This is a genomic window from Halomonas sp. H33-56, from assembly GCF_040147035.1.
GTDB classification, from domain to species: Bacteria; Pseudomonadota; Gammaproteobacteria; order Pseudomonadales; family Halomonadaceae; genus Halomonas; species Halomonas litopenaei.
Map to the genome: position 1 here is coordinate 1,910,409 of NZ_JAMSHP010000001.1, position 20,723 is coordinate 1,931,131.

The 20,723-nt window shown below is 63.1% G+C and carries 15 protein-coding genes; 13 read left to right on the forward strand and 2 right to left on the reverse strand.

Going from position 1 to position 20,723, the window contains the following annotated elements:
* Positions 1–71: 71 nt before the first annotated feature.
* Complete coding sequence (locus NFH98_RS08280; RefSeq protein WP_349622497.1) at positions 72–1,763, reverse strand: type I secretion system permease/ATPase; 1,692 nt, start codon at positions 1,761–1,763, stop codon at positions 72–74.
* 521 nt (positions 1,764–2,284) lie between these two features.
* Between NFH98_RS08280 and NFH98_RS08285 the strand changes: the two genes are divergently transcribed.
* The 13 genes from NFH98_RS08285 (at position 2,285) to sodC (ending at position 19,802) form a co-directional block, all read left to right on the forward strand.
* Positions 2,285–8,428: a carbohydrate-binding protein gene (locus tag NFH98_RS08285; protein WP_349622498.1), complete on the forward strand. Its 6,144-nt coding sequence runs from the start codon at positions 2,285–2,287 to the stop codon at positions 8,426–8,428.
* 181 nt (positions 8,429–8,609) lie between these two features.
* Positions 8,610–8,792, forward strand: a complete 183-nt coding sequence (locus NFH98_RS08290; RefSeq protein ID WP_045994856.1) for a hypothetical protein — start codon at positions 8,610–8,612, stop codon at positions 8,790–8,792.
* A gap of 19 nt (positions 8,793–8,811) precedes the next feature.
* Positions 8,812–9,087: a hypothetical protein gene (locus NFH98_RS08295; RefSeq protein ID WP_349622499.1), complete on the forward strand. Its 276-nt coding sequence runs from the start codon at positions 8,812–8,814 to the stop codon at positions 9,085–9,087.
* Positions 9,088–9,241: 154 nt separating this feature from the next.
* The gene (locus NFH98_RS08300; protein WP_349622500.1) at positions 9,242–10,006 is read left to right on the forward strand and encodes an AraC family transcriptional regulator; all 765 of its coding nucleotides are present in this window, start codon (positions 9,242–9,244) and stop codon (positions 10,004–10,006) included.
* 370 nt (positions 10,007–10,376) lie between these two features.
* Entirely contained in the window at positions 10,377–11,429 is a 1,053-nt protein-coding gene (locus NFH98_RS08305; protein ID WP_045994863.1) for a TRAP transporter substrate-binding protein, read from the forward strand.
* A 64-nt stretch (positions 11,430–11,493) separates the two neighbouring features.
* The gene (locus tag NFH98_RS08310) at positions 11,494–12,138 is read left to right on the forward strand and encodes a TRAP transporter small permease (RefSeq protein ID WP_348827948.1); all 645 of its coding nucleotides are present in this window, start codon (positions 11,494–11,496) and stop codon (positions 12,136–12,138) included.
* The gene (locus tag NFH98_RS08315; RefSeq protein ID WP_108132764.1) at positions 12,135–13,412 is read left to right on the forward strand and encodes a TRAP transporter large permease; all 1,278 of its coding nucleotides are present in this window, start codon (positions 12,135–12,137) and stop codon (positions 13,410–13,412) included. Before NFH98_RS08310 ends, NFH98_RS08315 begins: the two co-directional genes overlap by 4 nt.
* A 41-nt stretch (positions 13,413–13,453) precedes the next feature.
* Positions 13,454–14,488 (forward strand): histone deacetylase family protein, encoded by a 1,035-nt coding sequence (locus NFH98_RS08320; RefSeq protein WP_349622501.1) that lies wholly within the window; start codon positions 13,454–13,456, stop codon positions 14,486–14,488.
* Between the two features lie 81 nt (positions 14,489–14,569).
* Entirely contained in the window at positions 14,570–14,926 is a 357-nt protein-coding gene (locus NFH98_RS08325; RefSeq protein WP_108132815.1) for a RidA family protein, read from the forward strand.
* 8 nt (positions 14,927–14,934) lie between these two features.
* Complete coding sequence (locus NFH98_RS08330; protein WP_349622502.1) at positions 14,935–16,146, forward strand: histone deacetylase-like amidohydrolase; 1,212 nt, start codon at positions 14,935–14,937, stop codon at positions 16,144–16,146.
* Positions 16,143–17,186: a branched-chain amino acid transaminase gene (locus tag NFH98_RS08335; protein ID WP_349622503.1), complete on the forward strand. Its 1,044-nt coding sequence runs from the start codon at positions 16,143–16,145 to the stop codon at positions 17,184–17,186. Before NFH98_RS08330 ends, NFH98_RS08335 begins: the two co-directional genes overlap by 4 nt.
* 450 nt (positions 17,187–17,636) lie before the next feature.
* The gene (locus tag NFH98_RS08340) at positions 17,637–18,995 is read left to right on the forward strand and encodes a Na+/H+ antiporter family protein (protein ID WP_124804418.1); all 1,359 of its coding nucleotides are present in this window, start codon (positions 17,637–17,639) and stop codon (positions 18,993–18,995) included.
* Positions 18,996–19,268: 273 nt separating this feature from the next.
* Positions 19,269–19,802 (forward strand): superoxide dismutase [Cu-Zn] SodC, encoded by a 534-nt coding sequence (gene sodC / locus NFH98_RS08345; RefSeq protein ID WP_349622504.1) that lies wholly within the window; start codon positions 19,269–19,271, stop codon positions 19,800–19,802.
* 64 nt (positions 19,803–19,866) lie between these two features.
* Here the strand turns inward: sodC and NFH98_RS08350 are convergent, their stop codons facing one another.
* On the reverse strand, positions 19,867–20,700 hold the full coding sequence (locus tag NFH98_RS08350; protein WP_349622505.1) for an RNA methyltransferase: 834 nt from the start codon (positions 20,698–20,700) through the stop codon (positions 19,867–19,869).
* Positions 20,701–20,723 lie beyond the last annotated feature (23 nt).

The following is a 20,723-nucleotide window of genomic DNA, read 5'->3' on the forward strand; positions in this document are numbered from 1 at the left end:
CAGCGGGTTCGATGGCGCAACGCCGGACGGGGCTCGTTGAGAAGAGGGCGTGCCGGCACCGGCGACTTGCTTCACCACCCGTGCCGAGGACACCGTTCCCTTGAGTCTTGCCCCGCCGGCCGGGAGGGAGGAGCCAGGGACGTCACTCGGCCGTTGTCGAGGAACATTACCCGGTCGACCTGGGCCAGCAGGCGCTGTCGGTGGGTGATCACCAGGGTAGTGGTGGCGAGCCGGCGCAGGCGGACCAGGGTTTCCACCAGGGCTCGCTCACCGCTTTCGTCCAGATTGGAATCGGGTTCGTCCAGCACCACCAGCGATGGTTCGCCGTACAGGGCTCTGGCAAGGCCGATGCGTTGACGCTGGCCGGCGGATAGACCCGTGCCGCCGTGTCCGATGGTGGTGTCGTAGCCTTCGTCGAGCTTGAGGATCAACTCGTGGACGCCGGCCAGGTGGGCTGCCTTGAGTACTGCGTCGGCGTCGACCGGGCCGAAGCGAGCGATGTTGTCTGCAATGCTTCCGGCCAACAGCTCCACGTCCTGGGGCAGATAGCCCAGGTGGGGCCCCAGGGTGCTGCGTTCCCAGCGCAGGATGTCGGCGCCATCGATGCGTACGCATCCGTCGAGACTCGGCCAGATGCCCAGGGCTACCCGTGCCAGGGTCGATTTTCCCGAGGCACTCGGGCCGACGATAGCGAGTTGTTCGCCAGCCTTGAGGTCGACGCTGATCGCGTTGAGTGAGGCGACGGTCGCTCCAGGCGGGCCGGCACATACCTGCTGGAGGGAAAGCTGGCCCTTCGGGGCGGGCAGCGGCATCGGTGGTGATGGTGCCTCGCTGTCGATGAGTTGGCCCAGGCGTTCACGGGCGTTACGGGCGGCGATAAAGCTCTTCCAGCCATTGATCAGTTGATCGATGGGGGCCAGAGCTCGCCCCAGCAGGATCGAGCCAGCGATCATCATTCCTGGGGTCAATTCCGCCTTCAGTACCAGCCATGCCCCCAGGCCGAGGATCAGCGACTGGGACAGCAGCCTTAGTATCTTCGAAAGGTGGGTGAGTACACCTGAACGATCACTGGCCCGGGATTGCAGTGCGAGGGAGTCACGGTGCTGCGACTGCCAGTGTCGCTTTACGCTCTCCAGCATGCCCATGGCATGGAGCACCTCGGCGTTGCGCAAGTTGGCGGCGGTTTCATCACGGCTGGCGACCTGGTGGGCGCCAGCCTGTTTCAGCAGACCCCGGGTGCAGGCCTCGTTGATCGCGGCCAGGGCCAGCAACAGGATGCCGGCGGCCAGGGCAAAGAGCCCGTAGAGCGGATGAAACAGCGTTAGTACCCCCAGGTAGAGGGGGATCCATGGCGTGTCGAAGAAGGCGAGCAGGGCGGGGCCGGAGACGAACTGGCGCAGCGTGGCCAAATCATCCAGCGCCTGGGTCGAGGTGGCACCCGGACGGCGCAGGGCCTGATCGTAGATGGCCTGATGGATAGCCGGCTGGAGCCGTTCATCCAGGGCATTGCCGATGCGCACCAGCAGTCGCGAGCGAACCCACTCGAGTCCGCCCATGACGGCGAACAGGAACACCACGACCAACGTCAGCATGACCAGGGTCTCGACGCTGCGACTGGCCAGCACCCGGTCATACACCTGCAGCATGTATAGCGAAGGCACCAGCATCAACAGGTTGATGAACAGGCTGAACAGTCCGACGTCGAAGAGGCCGCGTCGGCAGCGAAGTATCGCCTCCCGAATATTGTAACGGGTGGGGGTCATGTAAAGGCGTCTCGTTTTCTGGATTTGCGGCGAAGTTCTGGTGGTGTTGGCAGCCGGAGCGAAGAGTGATGCCTGACGTCGTTTAGCACCTTGTCGTGCAGGGTGTCCGAAATCTGATGGAATGAAGTATGGAGTTGGCAGGGAGTGAGAGGCTAGGGAGAAGTTCGCCGAAACGACTTTTTTAGAGCTTACAAATCTATGTAAAACGGCATAAAAATGAAGAATCGCAATAGATGTTTCCGTATTCTTTTGTTGAATTTTTGAAGAATTCTGTGCTGATTTTGTCGACGATTATTGTGAGGAATATTGAAGTCATTGTTTTTAGAGGGAGTAAATAGGTTTTCGGCCGCTTTTGGATGCGTCAAAAAAGTTCTGTTGTGGAAGGGCGAGTTGATCAAGACGAAGTAGTTGGATCAAAAAAACCCTCAACTTCTGATGTTGGTGTAAGATATTTGCTATTTGTTTCCGAATGTAAAACGGTTTTCATGGGGTATGACATGTAGAAAATATATGGAGTCACCATGAGCAGTAACGATGAGATGGTCAGCCCGATCACGGGAAGAACCGCCCAGATGTTGGTGGTGCCACAGGATGCCGATCTTCTGGTTTGGCAGGCGGAAGAGGGCACCATCATCGACGTTGGCGGTAGACCCTCCGGCGCTGTCACCGAAGTGGTGTCGGGTAGCAACGCCAGGCCCGGTGCTGTCGACAATGCCTATGTGGATCTTTGCAGGGATCCCGGTGATGGTGTCCAGTATGACATCAGTGTCGATACGGCAGGCAGCTACCAATTGACCCTGCGCTATGCCAACGGCAGCAACAGTGATCGTCCGTTGGCGCTTCAGGTGGATGGCGGCGTCACGACGTCGGTGAGCTTTCCTGGAACCGGTGGCTGGAGCAGCTGGCAGGAGGTGACGGTCGAACTTGAGCTTGAGCCGGGTTCGCATCAGCTGTTTTTGTCGATCCCCACGGCGGAACAGGGTGGCGTGGGCCAGGGACCCAACCTGGATCAGCTGACACTGGTAAAGGTGGAAGACGAACCAGATCCCGACCCTGACCCAGATCCCGACCCTGACCCAGATCCTGATCCTGATCCCGATCCCGATCCCGATCCTGATCCTGATCCCGATCCGGAGCCGGAAACAGGCATCATGTCGTTCGAGGCGGAAACCTTTACCATCGACGATCAGGAGTCGGATCCAGGCAGCCCGGCCGATACGACGGCGCGTCTGGAAGCCGATGGCGTGGATTCGCTCAGGCCTGGCTACAGTGGCGAGGGTTACCTTGACCTGGGCAACGATGTCGGCGATGCCGGGGTATTCGAAGTCACCGTGGAGGAAGGCGGCAATTTCCGACTGGACGCCCGCTACGCCAATGGAGGCAACGCTGATCGCCCCATGGCGCTCTACATTGATGGCGTCAGGGTAGGCGAGTTCGAGTTTGCTTCCACCGGGGCTGGTGATGATGGTTGGCAACGCTGGCGGGAAGAGTCGCTTGAACTCAAGCTCGAAGCCGGAACCCATTCTGTTCGCCTTGAGAATCTCACGTCAGGGGGGGCCAACCTTGACCTGGTCAAGCTGTCTCCGCTCGTCGTCGAGCCCGGCGAGCGTCCGACACTGAAGATCAACTTCCAGCCACAGGGGGCCGACGTTCCCGAGGGCTATGTCGCGGACACCGGCCAGGCCTTTGGAACACAGATGCTGGAAGTGGACGGCAAGACCTACCGCTACGGCTGGGTCACCGAGCAAAGCATTGCCGATGGCACGGAGAACGGCACCGATCCATTGTCGCTGGCGAGTCAGGGTGCTTTTACCCTGGTGGATCGCTCCGAGCGCTTCGTCGGCCTGGACCCGCGCCAGGCGACCTTTGCCCAGATGACCAGCGAGCGCGACGGCTTCGTCGATGCAGGCTGGGAAATTGAGCTGGAGCCCGGCTTCTACGAGGTGACCCTGTCGGTGGGCGACGCTTCCGGCAACTTCGACGCCTTCTACGGGGTCAATGCGGAGGGTGTTGCCTTCACCGATGCCTTTGCCCCAGGGCGTCCAGACGACTTTTCCATCGATGCGACGCCGACCAATGACACCGAGGGCCTGCGTTCGGATCTGGTCACTCGGGTGGTTGAGGTGACCGATGGTCGTCTGACGCTGGATGCGCTCGACGTCGACAGCAAGAACGTCAAGCTGCAGTATCTGGAGATCCGACCGCTGCCGGACCTGACTCCGGAAGATGACCAGCCAGCGAGCCTCGACTATGCGCACTTTACCGATGCCCGGGCCATCGCCGGTGTTGCTACCAATACCGTTGTCGTGGATCTGGACAGGGAAGACGGTAGCCTGCCCACCGGAGTCGATCCCACCTCCGATATCTTCGTCGGCGTTCAGGTGGTCGAGGGCCGAGGAGGCGCACTCCTGAAGAGCCTGAGCGATGGTTCGGTACGGTTGTTCGAGACCGTCACCGGCATCGAGGTGGCGTTTGATATCAACACCACCGGCGGTTTCGATTCACTTACCCTTTCCCCCAAGGAAACGCTGAAGCCTTTCACCAGCTATAGCCTGGTGATCGATGGCTTTCAGGATCGTGGCGACAACAGCGACAGCAGTTTGCCGACCCGGGAATTCCTGAAGTACACCAATACCTTCGTTACCGGGCCAGAACCGGATATCCTGCCCAGTGATGTGGCCTTCGAGGGAACGGTGGAGTTGAACGGTTCCGTCGACGGAGCCTTCGGTTTTACCTCCCTCGAGGTCAGCGCCGGGGGTGATGCGCTGTACGTGGTCAGCATGGGCGGCCAGATCGTGCGCTACGCGCTGGACCCTGAGGACGGCTCGCTGGGCCCCGGGGAGGCCCTGTCGCTGGCCCTGGATCCCTTCATGGAGCCCGACGCCGACGCCTTCAACAATCGGCGGGGTATCATCGGCATCGCGGTGGACCCGACCGATCCAAAGGTGTTGTGGGTGACCGACAACTATCCGATCCCGCTGTCCGGACGCGACACCTCGACCCCCGACTTCAGCGGTCGCTTGTTGAAGATTACCCTGGACGAGGGAGACGACTTCAGCGGTAGTGCCGAAGTCTACCTGACCGGACTTCCCCGTTCGGTGGCGGACCACGTCACCAACAGCATCGAGTTTCGGGAAAATCCGGCGTTTGATGCAGAGGCGTCGCCCACTGAACCCTCGCATCTGCTTTACCTGACCCAGGGGTCCAATACCGCCATGGGGGACGGCGACAGTGCCTGGGGCAATAGGCCCGAACGTCTGCTGTCTGCGGCGGTGTTGGAGGTGGATCCGACGCGCTCGCCGCCCGCTGGTGGCTTCGATGTCACCACCGAGCCCCTGCCGGAAGACCAGACACGCTTCCTCGACGTCGACAATGACCTGAAAAATGCCCCCATTCCCATGGAGGAAGGGCGCTTTCTGGTGTTTGACGACAAGGGTGTCGCCAGCGTCCAGGACGCTGATGGCCTCGTGCTGGAGAGCTTCTACGATCCCTTCGTCGATGATGCCGTGGTCAAGATCTTCGCCACCGGGGTCCGCAACGCCTACGATCTGGTCTGGCACTCCAATGGCTACTTGTACACGCCGACCAATGGCTCGGCGGCGGGCGGTGCCGTGCCGGATGACCCCTCGACGCTGATCGACGAATCGGCGACCAACGTGGTCAAGCAGGATGACTATCTGTTCAAGGTCGAGCAGGGGGGGTACTACGGCCACCCGAATCCTCTGCAGGACGAGTACATCCTTAACGGCGGTAACCCCACCCGGCTGGAGGACATCAACGAGGTCACGTCCTACGATCCAGGCATCGAGCCCGACCCCAACTATCGCATCGACGATGCCTACTCGCTGGGGGAGAACCGCTCTGCCAACGGCGCGACCGAATACGTCGGTGATACCTTCGGCAATGCCTTCAAGGGCAGTCTGCTGATCACCGAGTATTCCGGAGGAGACGACATTCGCTGGATCACGGTGAATGCCGAAGGCAAGGTCATCGGTGACGACGTTCTTCGGAATGCCGCCGGCAAGGTCATCACCTATACCGATCCTCTGGATATCATCGAGAACCCCGCCACAGGGCGCCTGTATCTGGTCACCCTGAACCGCCGGACCGGCGAGAGTCAGCTGGTCCGCCTGGATCCCGTCGAACCCATGTCGTCCGGAGGGGCTGGCACTGACTCGATGAGGATACTGGCAACCATCCAGGCCGAGGACAACACCCCTGACGACGGCACCAGCGCCACCATCAGCGAGGGCGGCGCTGCCGAGATCATCATCCGTGAAGGGATCGCCAGTGAGGTGCCGGGGCTACAGCCGGGCAGCTTTGGCAATGACGGCAATCTGGATGACAACGACGGGGTCGGTGGCGGTTACGCTGATTTCGGCAGGAACTCGGACGATGCCATCACCTTTGGCTTCACCCTGGAAGCCGGTGATGGTGGTGACACCGTACTGCGGGTGCGCTATGCCAATGGTGGCTTTTCGGATCGACCTCTCGAGGTCTTCGTCAATGGCCTGAGTGTGGGTATCGCCGACTTTCCACCGGCACCGGACAGCCTCGAGGGTTCCGACCGCTGGCGTTTCTGGATGACCCAGGATATCGAGGTGAACCTGACGCCGGGCGATGTCGAGGTGCGTTTGCAGTCGGTGTCCCGGGCTGGGCCTAACGTGGATCAGCTGGAAGTGGTGCACGAGCCTTCGCCCGGTTTCGGCATCTACGAGGCCGAGGATGCACTGCTCAACGGTCCTCGAGTGATCGAAGTGGGTGACGTGCGCGACGTCTCGGAGAACGCCTACGCCGACTTCAGGGGCACGCAAGACCAGACTATCACCTGGTCGATTCGTGTCGAAGAAGCGGGAACCTATGAAATCGGTTTCCGCTACAACCTTTCTCAGACCAAGGCGGATCGACCGCTGTCTTTCAGTATCAACGGTGTCGCCCAGGATGAACTCGACTTCGCAGGGCTGAGTGAGAATAACGCTGACTGGATCTATCATAACGTGCTGGTCAGCCTGAAGGCGGGGATCAATACCCTGGTAGTGACCGCGCCGGCGGCGGTTGGGCCGGACATGGACCTGTTGTGGGTGCCCGACCAGTCGTTGGAAGCGATTCGGGCCGCCGTTCTCGGGCCAGCCGACGCCACCGATGGCGTGCGCATCGAGCTTGAGGATGGCATCTCGGCGCTCAGCGTCGACCCGCGAAGCGCTGACTTCTTCTTCGAGGTCGATACTCGAGGCCTCTACCGGCTCGATCTGGCGGCGAATGCCGGTGTGCTGCGTGGCGAGGATCTGGCCCTCAGTCTCAATGGCAAGCCGTTGACCGTGATGTCCTTTCCCGGAGCAGGAACGGCGGGTGAAGAGTCCTACTACGTCGAGCTGGAGCCCGGGATCGAGTACCGCCTGCACATGGTGTCCGATGATCTGTGCAGTCAGCGCATCGACTACCTGGATGTGACGCCAGTCGCCGTCACTGCCGAGGCCGTGGCCCACCTGGAGAGTGGTGACGTCAACTACTTCAGTGATCGCCTGTTGTTCAACTATCTCGATGAAAACGACTTTGGTGGCCCGGATCGGGACTTCAAGGAAAGTGCTACCGCCGTCATTTCCAATGATGGCAGCGACCCGCTGACCATTCTCGATGTCTCACTGGATGGCCCCTTCGTGCTTGCTGACGCGGCGGCCCTTGAAGGGGTGACACTGGCACCGGGGGAATCGCTCGAGATCGATGTATTGTTCGATCGCGCGAATTATCGTCCGCCCGCCAGCAACGCCGATGACGGCAGCTTCTTCGGGAGTCTGAGGCTGGTGACCAACGACGCCGATGCCCCGGTCCAGGAGTTGACGCTTGCCGGGTTCTGGCAGGCTCAGGATGAGGGCGGCTGGGAACCGACCGTCGACGAGGTCTGGAATGTGGCCGGATTCGGCAACCGGATCGGCGGTATTCCGACGGACGGTGGCGCCAGAGGCTCGGCCTTCGATGACTACGGTTTCTATCGCGCCGTCAGCGAGGAGGAAGTGCTGTCGCGCTACTGGACCCTGGCCGACGGGGTCGATGAAGCCAAGGTGAGTCAGATAGTCGCACTGCATGGGGCGGGTGTGGCTGCCTTTGGACTCCACGCCTTCAAGAATACCTCCCAGGATATCAAGTTGATCCGCCACGATGCGGACCAGAACCAGTCCTTTCTGCCGCTGACCTATCTTGATCGTCAGGAACCGGCAGCCACCTTCACCCGAGACGATATTCCTGACAATTGGGGAGGCAACGATCTGTTCGGCCTCGAGGTGGCCACCCTGTCCTCCGATCCCTCGTTGAATCCTCCCGGCAAGGGCAAGCCACCGGCGGATTCGCCGGATCTGGAGCGTGGCTACTACGTTCGCGTGTTCAAGGCGCTGGACGATGAAGGTAACGAGATTCCTGATACCTATCTGGTGCTTCAGGACTATTCCGGATCCAACCTCGACTACAACGACAACATGTTCGTTATCGAGGGTATCAAGCCGATGTACGAAGGCAACGGTGTCCCGCCGGAGGAAACCGACCAGGTGGTGCCATCGTCGCGCTTCACCGTGGCCGCCGAGCAGGGTGAGTCTGCGCAGGAAGTGCCCGATGTGGTCGATCCGCTGGATCTGCAGGGCCTGCCCCAGCAGCAACCCGACGAACTGTTCTGACAGGCTTGCCACTGTCAACCGTGTGAATGCCGCTCCCCCGGGAGCGGCATTTTTCTGGGCGCCGGATCCAGAGAGTAGTTGTCGCTGTTGGCAGACACCGGGTGTTGCAGGGCGTCGACAGCGGCGAAAAGGCGACCTTTGCGTTAGGCTGGTGTCAATTTGAACGGAAGGAGTCATGCATATGCGAACCGCTGGATGGATTGTTTTCCTGGTGATGGCCGTGTTGATGGTGGGCTGCAGCTATGACCCCGCACGGGTCTCGCCGGAGCCACTGATCATCATCGATGACGATCATCGCGACCATCGAGATCATGACGGTGGCGACTTCTGTCCGCCGGGACAGGCCAAGAAGGGTCGTTGCTGAAGGTGGCCGGGAAGTGCGCATGAAGACAGTGAGTACAGCCGTACTTTTGCTCGTGCTGATGGGTCTTGCGGGATGCAGTTACGATCCCGCACGGATCAGTGCAGAGCCCTTGATCGTCGTCGACGACCATCGTGACCGCGACTACCACCGTGATGACGACTGGCATGATCGCGATTGGGACCATGACCGCCATCGCCACGATGATCACGATCATGACCATGATCGCTATTACGACGACCACGATCGGCGTGGCGACTTCTGCCCGCCGGGACAGGCCAAGAAGGGTCGCTGTTGAGAAGACGCCGAGTCTGACAACGGCCGCCATGCCCCCGCCACAAGGATGCCCAGGCGACAAGCGTTGAGGTCGCGTGAAGCCGGGCGTTCGCCCCGGCTTGTCAGGCTGTTCGGTGAGCGGCATGGTAGAGGTATCTTCTTCAGGCGAGGCGATCGTGAGCCGGATCGATCTCAGGACCAAGACCCTGGCCAACGAGCACGTCTCCCACGTGCACGGCTACCACCAGTTGATTCTGCCCACCTGCGGCAGTACCGAACTATCCCTTGAGGGGCGGGAGCAACGGGTCACCGCCGAGCGTGGTTGCCTGATTCCAGGCAACTGCCATCACGACTACCTGGGAGACGGCAACAATCGTACCTTCGTGCTCGACGTGCCGGTGGTCTTCGGGCTGCCAGACGTCGACGTGGCCCGACTGTTCGAGCGACCGCGTTTCTTCGCGGTGCCCCCCGAATTGCAGCGACTTGCCGACAGCCTGATGCGGCAACTGGATCAATTCCCCACCCTGGGCAACGATATCGCAGCGCTTCTGTTACGCGCGCTCTATCTCCATCTGGAGGCTTCCAGCGAAACCTGTGCCCCAACACGATCGACGGGCGTCAGCGGTCGGCTCGATCTGCGTCTGCTGGACGACTGGATCGATAGGCACCTGGCCAGCGACATTCGCGTGGATGACCTGGCGTCCTTGTGCGCGCTTAGCCCCGGTCACTTCCACGCCAGCTTTCGCCAGGCCACCGGGATGACGCCGCAGGCCTATGTTCGCCGACGCCGGTTGAGCCACGCCCAGGCGCTGATCCGTCACAGCGAGTTGCCGCTGGGGCAGATTGGGGCGCTGGTGGGCTTTCGTGACCAGGGCAGTTTTTCCCGAGCTTATCGCAGGGTTCATGGGGTGGCGCCCTCCCAGGAGCGCACAGGTTTCTAAACAGCGATTCAGCCTCTCTCCGCTCTCGCGCTCAGCCACCTGTCACTTTTCTCCTCTCGTCGCGGTGACGTTGTGTCCGACGACACGGTTTGCCTGAGTCCCGGGCAAGGTTTTCGTAGTCTCGGGCAAGTTGACGATGGGTTTCGCGCATAGCCTGAAAAGGAGTCTCTCGGCGCCGGCCTCGATTCGGCGCCATCAACAATGACAACAACCATGACAACAACCGGAGTTACTGATGTCTTCGACCTCCCTTCCTGCCTCCGCCCGCACTGACGACCGCATTGCGGCTGACCGCCGCTCGCACGATAACCACGAGGTAGGCGCCCGGCGTGGCCGTGGCCAACGGGCCAGACAGCGGCGACGAGCGCCGATGCTGGCGCTCGCGGCGTTGCCGCTGGCGCTGATGGCGTCCCAGGCGCAGGCTCAGTCCTACGAGATGGCCATCGCTACCCTGATCCCCGAGAACCTGACCAACAACGCCATCTATCCTGCCCTCGTCCACTTCAAGGAACTGGTGGAAAGTCGCACCGAAGGCGACGTCACCGTCAGCATCTTCGGTGGCGGCCAGATGGGCTCCGAAGTCGAGACCGGCTCCCAGGTCCAGGCCGGTGGCAGGGCGCTGCAGTCCGCCATTCTGACCTCCGGCGCGATGTCGTCGTTCTACCCCGAGTATCAGGCGGTGACGGCCCCCTTCCTGTTCGATGACTGGCGCCAGGCCTGGGCCTTCTTCGATGGCGAGTGGTTCGCCGACTTCATGCAGGGCGCCATCGAACAGGCGGACATGCGCTATCTGGGGACCTTCGATGATGGTGGCGGCTTTGTCGCCTTCACCAACAACGAGCGGCTGATCAAGACCGTGGATGACCTCGAGGGGCTCAACATCCGCACCGAGGAAAACCCGGCCCACGTCGCCACCATGGAGGCGCTGGGTGCCTCCGCCACACCGCTGCCGTGGGGCGAGCTGATCACCGCGCTGGAGACCGGACTCGCCGACGGTCAGTTCAACGCGCCGGTGATCAACACCACCTTCGGCCTGGACGAGGTGACCGACTACACCACCCTGACCGGGCACGTGTACAACAGCGCCAGCTGGATGGTCAGCGAGAGCTGGTTTCAGGAGCTGCCCGAGGAGCACCAGCGGGTCATCACCAACGCCGCCCGTGAGGCGGTCAGCCTGAGCCATGGCGCTTCCGGCATGCTGGCGACCGCCAGCTGGCAGACGTCCTGCGAGATCTTCGAGGAGTGCTACCTGATGCCGGCAGAAGAGCGCCAGCGCATGGCAGAGGTGGCGCGTCCGGCCTGGAAGAGCTGGATCGTCGATGACTTCGGACTCGACGCCGCCTTGATCGACGACCTGCTGGCCGAGGTCGATGGCCTGCGCCAGTCGCTGCCGCAAGAGGCCTACAGCCGCTACGGCCAGTGATTGTCGCGGCGGGGCGGCCAGGCCGCCCCGCCAGTGCCCACCGCCTTGCCCGAGTTCTCCTGTCATGTCATCACTGCGATCTCTTCAGGCCTGGCTCCAGCGCCTGAGCAACGGCGTCAATCGCCTCGCCATCGTGTTCTGCGTCGGCTGCGTCCTGGCCATGCTGGGTATTTCGTTCACTGGGTTTCTGTACACCCTGTTTACCGGCGGGGCGCTCAGCTGGACCTATTCCCTGGCCCGCCTGTTCCTGCCGTGGATCGGGCTCATCTCCTCGACCATCGCGCTGCATTCCGGCGAGCACGTGGCCATGACACTGCTGGTCAAGCTGCTGCCGCGCCCGCTGGTGGTGCTGGCAGCCGGCGCGACCCTGGCCGTCATCGGCGCGCTGGCGGTGCTGATGATGTTCTACGGCTGGGACTTCTTCTCCAACGCCCGCCAGAGCTACATGGTGTCCGACAGTATTCAGATTTCCTACAAGTGGACCACCTTCGCGGTGCCGCTGACCGGCGCCATCATCGCGCTGCATCTGGTGCACGGCTTTGCACTGCTCGAGCACTTCATCGACAGCGACGCGGTGATCGAGCAGGCGATCCATTCCAATGACAATGGCACCGGCAGCAATGCCGAGCAGGCGGTCGACAGCCGTGTCGAATCCTCCGATCCCTCTTCACCACAAGGCGACGCTGTCGCCCGGGAGCCACGCTCATGACCGCCGCGATTCTGGCCTTTATCCTGGTGTTGGCGATCGGCGCCCCGGTCGCAGTGGTCATGGCGATCTCGGGGGTTGCCGGGGTCTATGAGCTGGGCGGCGAGCGCCTGGTGGGGATCATCGCCGATCGCATGTTCTCCGGTGTCTCCGGCTACATGCTGATCGCCGTGCCGTACTTCATCTTTACCGCCGAGTTGATGAACCAGGGCGGGCTGACCCAGAAGCTGATCGCCTTCAACAATGCGCTGTTCGGCCGGGTGAGGGGGGCGCTGTCTCACGTCAACGTGACGGTATCGCTGTTCTTCGCCGGGCTGACCGGGGCCGCCATCACCGATACCGTGGCGATCGGCAAGATCATGATTCCGGAGATGAAGAAGCAGGGCTACGACGCCGAATACGCGGCGGCGATCACCGCCTGTTCCTCGATCATCGGGCCGATCATTCCCCCAAGCGTGGTGATGGTGGTGTACGCCACCCTGCTGCGGGACGTCTCGGTCATCGACCTGTTTGCCGGAGGCATCGTGCCGGGCATTCTGATGACCGTGGCGCTGCTGGCCACCAGCATCGTGCTGGCCTGGCGACGGGGCTACCCCAAGCAGGCGCCGACACCGCTGAAGATGGCACTGCTGGCATTCTTCTCGGCGCTGCCGGCCATGCTGGTGCCGTTGATCATCCTCGGCGGGATACTCTCGGGCATGACCACCATCACCGAAGCTTCAGGCTTTGCCGCAGTGTACGCGATCCTGATCGGCATGCTGTTCTATCGCAACCTGACTCTGGCCAAGGTGGCCCAGGCGCTCGTGACCACGGTCAAGTTTTCCGGTGTCGTGTTCTTTCTGCTGGCGACCTCGGCGGTGCTCGGCTGGTTTGTCACCCGCTCTGGCGTCGCCCGGGAGGCGGCGAGCCTGATCACCTCCCTGAGCGATGTCGCCTTCGTGCAGATCTTGCTGGTGTGCCTGTTGCTGATCGTCATCGGCACGGTCATGGATGTACTGCCGGCGCTAGTGGTCATCGGCCCTGTGGTGGTGCCGGCGATGGTCAGCCTGGGCTTCGATCCACTGCACTTCGCCATCGTCATGATCGTCACCCTCAACATCGCCAACGTCACGCCACCGGTGGGCATGACGTTGATGACGGCGGCAAGAATCGCCCAGGTCCCCTACGAAAAGGCGATCCTGGCGTCGCTGCCGTTTTATACCGCCTTTATCCTGGTAGTGGTGTTGCTGGCGGGTTTTCCGGCACTATCGACATGGATCCCCTCGCTGCTCGACTGATGTGAGCAGTGACGGAGCGTCATCACCGGAGACAGATGCAGATGAAACTTTTCTACCATCCTGACCAGGAACGTCACGCGCCGCCTCAGTTCCTGAAGCGTGGAGCCCTTACCGATTCTCCCGAAGGGCCCCGCCGGGCGGAGCTTCTGAGCGAAGGCCTGGCCGAGGTCGGCCTGGCCCTGACCGCGCCGGCCGAGGTCGACAGTCCCACGCTCAGGGAGCGTCTCAAGGAGATCCACAGCGAGCGCTACCTGGATTTTCTCGAGACCATCCATGCCCGCTGGCAGGCGTTGCCGGACGCCACCGAATTCGTGGCGCCGAACGTCCACCCCTGCGGCGGCGGCAAGCACTACCCGCGCCATCCGGTGGGGCAGGTGGGCTGGCACATGCACGACATGGCCTGTCCGATGACCGAGACCAGCTTTCAAGGCATCCTGGCCAGTGCCGCTACCGCCCAGGCCGCCGCCGAAAGCATCGTCGCCGGCGGCGGCACCGCCTACGCTCTGTGTCGTCCGCCGGGGCACCACGCCGGTCCCGATCGTGCCGGGGGCTTCTGTTTTCTGAACAACGCGGCCCTGGCGGCCACGGTGCTGCGCGAGCATGTGTCCCAGGTGGCGATTCTCGACATCGACCTCCACCACGGTAACGGCACCCAGGACATCTTCTACGACCGTGGCGACGTCTGGACAGGATCGCTGCACGTCGATCCCAGCGACTTCTATCCCTACTATTGGGGCGGTGCCGGCGAGACCGGCATCGGTCCTGGACTCGGCGCCAACCTCAATGTGCCGCTGGCACTGGGCAGCGGTATCGAGGCCTTTCAGGCCGGTCTCGATGAACTGCTCGACGCCATGGCGAGCTTCAGCCCGGACGCGCTGGTCGTGGCGCTGGGACTCGATGCCCACAAGGACGACCCGCTGGCGGGGCTGACGCTTGAAACCCCGGACTTCGTCGCCATCGGTCGCCAGATCGGTGAGCTGGGCCTGCCCACCGTGCTGGTGCAGGAGGGCGGCTATCCGACCGTGGCCTTGAGCCATAACCTGGCCGCCTTCCTGCGCGGATTCAACGACGCCTGACCATAGCTTAATAAAGCCTGATACAGCTCAATACTTAGCCCAACGATCATCCCGCGGATGATCCCCCACAAGGAAAAGACCATGAGCCCGACCCTTCACGACAGCAACGACCGCATGAGCCAGATCGCCGTGCACAATGGCACCGTCTACCTCTCCGGCCAGGTACCGGCTGACGCCAGCCAAGGCATGCGCGGCCAGACCGAGCAGGTGCTGGCGCGAATCGACGAACTGCTGGCCAAGGCCGGGACCTCCAAGGATCGACTGATCTCGGCCCAGGTGTGGGTTACCGACATGGCCGAGTTTGACGAGATGAATGCCGCCTGGGACGCCTGGGTCAGCCCCGGACGTCCGCCGGTACGTGCCGCGGTGGAAGCGCGCCTGGCCCGGCCGGAGTGGAAGGTCGAGATCATGGTGGTGGCCGCCTTGCCCCAGGCCTGAGGTCACCCATGAGCTACAGCAAGACGACGGGTTTCTATTGGCACGAGCGCTGCTTCTGGCACGACCAGGGGGCGATCGGGGTATTTTCGGCGCCAGGGCCCTGGCTGCAGCCCCAGCCGGCCTCGGAGAGCCCGGAGAGCAAGCGCCGTCTCAAGAACCTGCTGGAGGTCAGCGGGCTCATCGACGAGCTTGAGGTGGTAAAGCCGCCGGCGGCCGGCCGCGAGGACCTGCAGCGCTTCCACACGAAAGACTACCTTGATGCGCTGGAGGCGGGTGATGCGGGCCTGGGTGGCGATGCCGGCGAGGCTGCGCCCTATCGCCCGGGCAGCCTTGCCAGCGCCCGGCAGTCCGCCGGGCTTGCCATCGCAGCGGTGGAGGCGGTGGCCCGTGGCACCCACGCCAGCGCCTATGCGCTGTGCCGTCCACCGGGGCACCACGCCGAAGCCGATCGCGGTCGCGGCTTCTGCCTGCTCGGCAATATTCCGGTGGCGGTGATGCGAGCGAAGGCACTGGGGCTGGTGCGGCGGGTGGCGATCCTCGACTGGGACGTGCACCACGGCAACGGCCAGCAGAGCGCCTTCTGGGACGACCCTGAGGTGCTGACGGTATCGCTGCACCAGGCCGGCAACTATCCGCTCGAGACCGGTGGCTTCGACGAGCAGGGCGGTGAGGGCGCGTGGGGGTCCTGCCTCAACCTGCCGTTGCCGCCGGGCTCGGGGCTTGGCGCCTACGACTATGCGGTCGAGCGCCTGGTGCTGCCGGCCATCGAGGCCTTCGCGCCGGATCTGATCGTGGTGGCCTGTGGCTATGACGCCTGCGCCAAGGACCCGCTGGGCAAGATGCTGCTCAATAGCGATGCCTTCGGGCGCATGGCCCAGTCGGTCAAGGCGCTGGCTCAGCGATGTTGTGAAGGGCGCCTGGTGGTCGTCCACGAAGGCGGCTACTCGGAAGGCTATGTCCCGCTGTGTGGCCACGCCGTGATTCAGGCGCTGGCCGACAGCGACATCGGCGTGGATGACCCACAGAACGACGAGATCGCCGCCTGGGGCTATCAGGCACTGCAGCCCCACCAGCGTGAACTGATCGATGGCTGGCGGCGCGACTGGCCTGGGCAGATCACCGAGGCCCGCGGCGACAGCCAGGCTGAAGAGGCTAACGCCTGCGTCTGTGGCAGGGACAGCGACGCAAACAGGAACAGGGACAGGGAGCCAGGCACATGAGTGGACTGCACCAGCGCGACGGCTGGATCTGGAAGAACGGCGAATGGCTGCCCTGGCGGGAGGCCACGACCCATCTGCTGACCCATTCGCTGCACTATGGCATGGGCTGCTTCGAGGGCGTGCGCGCCTATCGTGACGACAACGGCAATGCCCGGCTGTTTCGGGTCCACGAGCATACCCGACGCCTGCTGGACAGCGCCCATATCCTCGACCTCGAGGTGCCCTGGAGCCATGAAGAGCTGATCGAGGCGCAGAGCCAGTGCCTGATCCGCAATGGGCTGACCGATGCCTATCTCAAGCCCACCGTGTTTCTCGGTCCCGAGGGCCTTGGGCTGCGGGCCAAGGCGCTTAGCTGCCAGGTGATGGTGGTGGCCTGGGACCTGGGACCCTACGACAGCGCCGAGACCGCTGCCGTCGGGCTCAGGGCCCTGACCTCGTCCTGGGCGCGCCATCACGTCAATATCAGCGCCTGTCGGGCCAAGACCAGCGGCCACTACGTCAACAGCATGCTGGCATTGAATACGGCGGTGAAGGCGGGCTTTGACGAGGCGATCATGCTTGACGCCGAAGGCTACGTGGCCGAGGCCAGCGCGGCCAATGTCTTTCTCTATCGAGACGGGGTGTTGCACACCCCGGAGGTCACCTCCTGCCTGCAGGGGATCACCCGGGACAGTGTGATCCGATTGGCGCGTGAGGTGTTGGGCGTGGAGGTGCAGGAGCGCCGCATCACCCGCGATGAGCTGTACATCGCCGACGAGGCCTTTGTTACCGGCACCGCCGCCGAGATACTGCCGTTGCGGGAGCTCGATGGTCGCCATATCGGCGCCCGCGCAGGGGCACCCGGGGTCGCTGAGCCGATAGCCGCCGATAGCCTGACGGCAAGACTGCAGCGACTGTATCGCGACGTCTGTCGAGGTCGGTTGTCACCGGCGACCAACGGAGATCGCCATGACCTGGCGCGCTACGCCGACTGGCTGAGCCTGGTCCCGACGGATAACGAAGTGGATATCGACGCAGACAGCGATACGGACAGCGACTAGGTCGGTTTACACAACCAGGCGGCTGCACGATGGCCACAAAGAAAGGCGCCACGACCCTTGAGTCGTGGCGCAGCTAGCCGTCTTTCCTCCCTGGGGCAGCTTCCCTGTGCCCGTGTTGCTCCCTTGGCGCTTCCCGCGCCGTCGCCTCCGTGACGCTCGAGGGGCAGTGTCCCTTGCCCGGTGTCGCCTGAACACAGAGGTAGTATCGGCCAGGCGTGTGTCAGTCAGATAACCGCCTCATGACCCTTTGGTGACATCCCGGCCACAGGACTTTTCTGGTACCATTCGCGCCGCCTGTTACCGGCGAAATGCCCAGGCGCCGTCGCGTACGGCAGTCGAGGCCGTCTCGCCAGGCACCAGGCTTGGCACGAAAAGCCGGCGAGCGCCGGTGCTTTTCCGACAAGCCTCGATTGCGCAAACCCTCTCTCGAACATAAACCTGGATTCGTCTATGAACGCTGTAATCCTTGCCGTGCTGGTGATGGTGGGACTGTCGCTGGCGCGGGTCTCCGTGGTGCTGGCCCTGGTGGTAGGGGCGTTGGTGGGCGGCCTGGCCGGTGGTCTGTCCATCGAGGACACCCTGGCGGCCTTCAACGACGGTGTCGGTGGCGGTGCCAAGGTGGCGCTGGCCTACGCCACTCTCGGTGCCTTCGCCGTGGCGATCTCTCGCTCGGGCCTGCCGGACCTGCTGGCACGCCGCCTGATCACTCTGCTGGGGCAGGAGTCCAGCGCGTCCCGTCAGGCCACGGTCAAGTACCTGCTGATCGGTAGCGTGCTGCTGGTGGCGATCTCCTCCCAGAACCTGATCCCGGTCCACATCGCCTTTATTCCGATCCTGATTCCGCCGCTGCTCAAGGTGATGAATCAGCTCAGAATGGACCGCCGTGCGGTCGCCTGTACCCTGACCTTCGGCCTGACCGCGCCCTACATGTTGCTGCCGGTAGGCTTCGGGGCGATCTTCCTCAACGACATCCTGCTGGCCAACATCAACGAGGCTGGCGCCGCACTTGGCCTCGAGATCGACCGCGCCATGGTCCCCATGGCCATGGGCGTGCCGGTCGCCGGCATGTTCCTCGGGCTTCTGGTGGCGGTGTTCCTGTCCTACCGCAAGCCTCGGGTCTATGACGAGGTGGAGCTCGGCAATACCCCGGCCCACGGCCATGGCCACGACCACAGCGAGATCGAGGAGCCTCACACCCTGGGCCTGATCATGTCGGTGGTAGCGATCGTCGCTGCGCTCGGCATCCAGCTCTATACCGGCTCGATGATCCTGGGTGGCCTGGTGGGCTTTTCGCTGTTGTCCATGGGCGGCATCTTCCGCTGGCGTGAAGCCGATGATCTGTTCACCAGCGGCATGCGCATGATGGCCCTGATCGGCTTCATCATGATCTCGGCCTCCGGCTTCGCGGCCGTGATGACCGCCACCGGCGAGATCGAGACCCTGGTCAGCGCCAGCGTCGAGGTCATCGGCGACAACCGTGGCCTGGCGGCGCTCTTGATGCTGCTGGTGGGGCTGTTCATCACCCTGGGCATCGGCTCGTCGTTTTCGACCATCCCGATCATCGCCGCCATCTTCGTTCCGCTGGCGGTACAGTTCGGCTTCTCCGATCTCGCGACGGTGGCCCTAGTTGGCACCGCCGCCGCCCTGGGTGACGCCGGCTCCCCGGCGTCGGACTCCACTCTCGGGCCGACCTCCGGCCTCAACGTGGATCGTCAGCATGATCATATCTGGGACAGCGTGGTGCCGACCTTCGTGCACTACAACATCCCGTTGATCGGCTTTGGCTGGCTGGCGGCGATGACGCTGTGATCGCCCACCGGAAAGCCCAGACGCCCGCGCTATTCGCGCGGGCGTTTTTTTGTGCGCCAGGCCTGGCCCGAACATCGACGGGTGAGCCGCCGCAATAGTGAGACATGAGTGCTACGGGTTGTGCAGATCCGTCGATATGGTCCACGCTGGGGGAGACTCATCGACCGGTGGGTCGTGGCGCTCCCGGGAAGATGAAGGAGTTATCGAGCCTAGGGCGCAGCAAGACACTTGTTCACAGATGGAGAGGATCGACACATGGACAGGAGCGACAAAATGCTGAAGGCACGCGTATTTGCCGGATCGTGCTTGTTGGGGGCAGGCCTTTTAGTGGCAGGCACCGCCCACGCCGCCACGGAGGTGGAGATGCACAGCGTCAGCACCGACGGTATTGGCGACTCCCTCGGCACCATCAGTTTCGAGGATAGCGAGCATGGTCTCAGGATCACCCCCGACCTCGAGGGTCTGGACACCGGCATCCACGGCCTTCACGTTCACGTGAACCCGAGCTGCGAGCCGGCCGAGAAGGACGGCGAGACGGTAGCGGCGGCTGGCGCCGGAGGCCACTTCGACCCGGAGGACACCGGCACCCACCAGGGCCCCTACGGTGACGGCCACCTGGGTGACATGCCGGCGCTGGCGGTGGGACAGCAGGGCGAGGCGACACTGCCGACCCTGGCGCCGCGCATCAGCGAGGAGGACCTGGCAGGTCACGCCATCATGATTCACACCGGTGGTGACAACTACTCCGACGAGCCCAAGCTCGGCGGTGGCGGAGCCCGCGTCGCCTGTGGCGTCATCGAAGGCTGATCGACACCACCCCCGACATGGCCATCCAGGCCCCGCTCAGGCGGGGCCTTTTGCTGTAGTGACGTCAGTCCTGGCGATCGTCGCTGGAAGGTGGCAGGTGTGCCTCAAGGGATGACAGCAGGCCGCGCAGCAGCGAGAGTTCCTTGCGCGTGGGCGTGGCCCGGGCGAACAGCGCCTGGAGCTGTTCCTCGGTGCGTGCGTGGGGCTGGGTAATAAAACCACTGTCGCGCATCACCCGGCCCAGATGTGCCTGAAAGTGGGCGACCTGCTCGCGGGTGGGCTGGCGCAGTCGGGACGGGGTCCCCGAAGTGGCGACGTTGTCGGTGTCGGTATCGGTGTCGGTATCCGTGTCGGCATCGCTATCGACGGCGACATCGATATCAGGGCAGGGGAGTCGGCGCCACGCCCGGCGCAACTCGTAAGCCAGCACCTGCACCGCCTGGGACAGGTTCAGGATGCCGTAGTCGGGATTGGCCGGAATGCTGACCTGATGCGAGCACAGACGGATTTCGTCGTTGGTCAGACCGAAGCGCTCGCGGCCGAAGACCAGTGCCACCGGGTCGTGCACCGCGTCCTTCACCAGCGCCTGGGCCATCTCGTCCGGTTCGTCATAGTGAGGCAGTGGCAGGCTTCTCAGCCTGGCGCTGGCCCCGACCACCCTGACACAGTCATCGATGGCGTCCTCGAGACGTTCGACCACACGGGCGTTTTCGACCACATCTGCCGCACCTGCGGCCAGGCGGGTGGCCTCTTCATCGGGAAAGACGCGTGGATTGACCAGCACCAGATCGGTCAGGCCCATGGTCTTCATCGCGCGAGCGGCGGAGCCGATGTTGCCGGGATGGTAGGTCTGGACAAGAACGATGCGCAGATTGGCGAAGGGCAAGGCTTGAGTCATGGAGCACGGCAACCGTCGATGGG

What these genes read in the sequence shown, in the direction of transcription:
- NFH98_RS08280 (WP_349622497.1), bottom strand. Translation starts at nt 1,763, where the DNA reads ATGACCCCCACCCGTTACAATATTCGGGAGGCGATACTTCGCTGCCGA.
- NFH98_RS08285 (WP_349622498.1), top strand. Translation starts at nt 2,285, where the DNA reads ATGAGCAGTAACGATGAGATGGTCAGCCCGATCACGGGAAGAACCGCC.
- NFH98_RS08290 (WP_045994856.1), top strand. Translation starts at nt 8,610, where the DNA reads ATGCGAACCGCTGGATGGATTGTTTTCCTGGTGATGGCCGTGTTGATG.
- NFH98_RS08295 (WP_349622499.1), top strand. Translation starts at nt 8,812, where the DNA reads ATGAAGACAGTGAGTACAGCCGTACTTTTGCTCGTGCTGATGGGTCTT.
- NFH98_RS08305 (WP_045994863.1), top strand. Translation starts at nt 10,377, where the DNA reads ATGCTGGCGCTCGCGGCGTTGCCGCTGGCGCTGATGGCGTCCCAGGCG.
- NFH98_RS08310 (WP_348827948.1), top strand. Translation starts at nt 11,494, where the DNA reads ATGTCATCACTGCGATCTCTTCAGGCCTGGCTCCAGCGCCTGAGCAAC.
- NFH98_RS08315 (WP_108132764.1), top strand. Translation starts at nt 12,135, where the DNA reads ATGACCGCCGCGATTCTGGCCTTTATCCTGGTGTTGGCGATCGGCGCC.
- NFH98_RS08320 (WP_349622501.1), top strand. Translation starts at nt 13,454, where the DNA reads ATGAAACTTTTCTACCATCCTGACCAGGAACGTCACGCGCCGCCTCAG.
- NFH98_RS08325 (WP_108132815.1), top strand. Translation starts at nt 14,570, where the DNA reads ATGAGCCCGACCCTTCACGACAGCAACGACCGCATGAGCCAGATCGCC.
- NFH98_RS08330 (WP_349622502.1), top strand. Translation starts at nt 14,935, where the DNA reads ATGAGCTACAGCAAGACGACGGGTTTCTATTGGCACGAGCGCTGCTTC.
- NFH98_RS08335 (WP_349622503.1), top strand. Translation starts at nt 16,143, where the DNA reads ATGAGTGGACTGCACCAGCGCGACGGCTGGATCTGGAAGAACGGCGAA.
- NFH98_RS08340 (WP_124804418.1), top strand. Translation starts at nt 17,637, where the DNA reads ATGAACGCTGTAATCCTTGCCGTGCTGGTGATGGTGGGACTGTCGCTG.
- sodC (WP_349622504.1), top strand. Translation starts at nt 19,269, where the DNA reads ATGCTGAAGGCACGCGTATTTGCCGGATCGTGCTTGTTGGGGGCAGGC.
- NFH98_RS08350 (WP_349622505.1), bottom strand. Translation starts at nt 20,700, where the DNA reads ATGACTCAAGCCTTGCCCTTCGCCAATCTGCGCATCGTTCTTGTCCAG.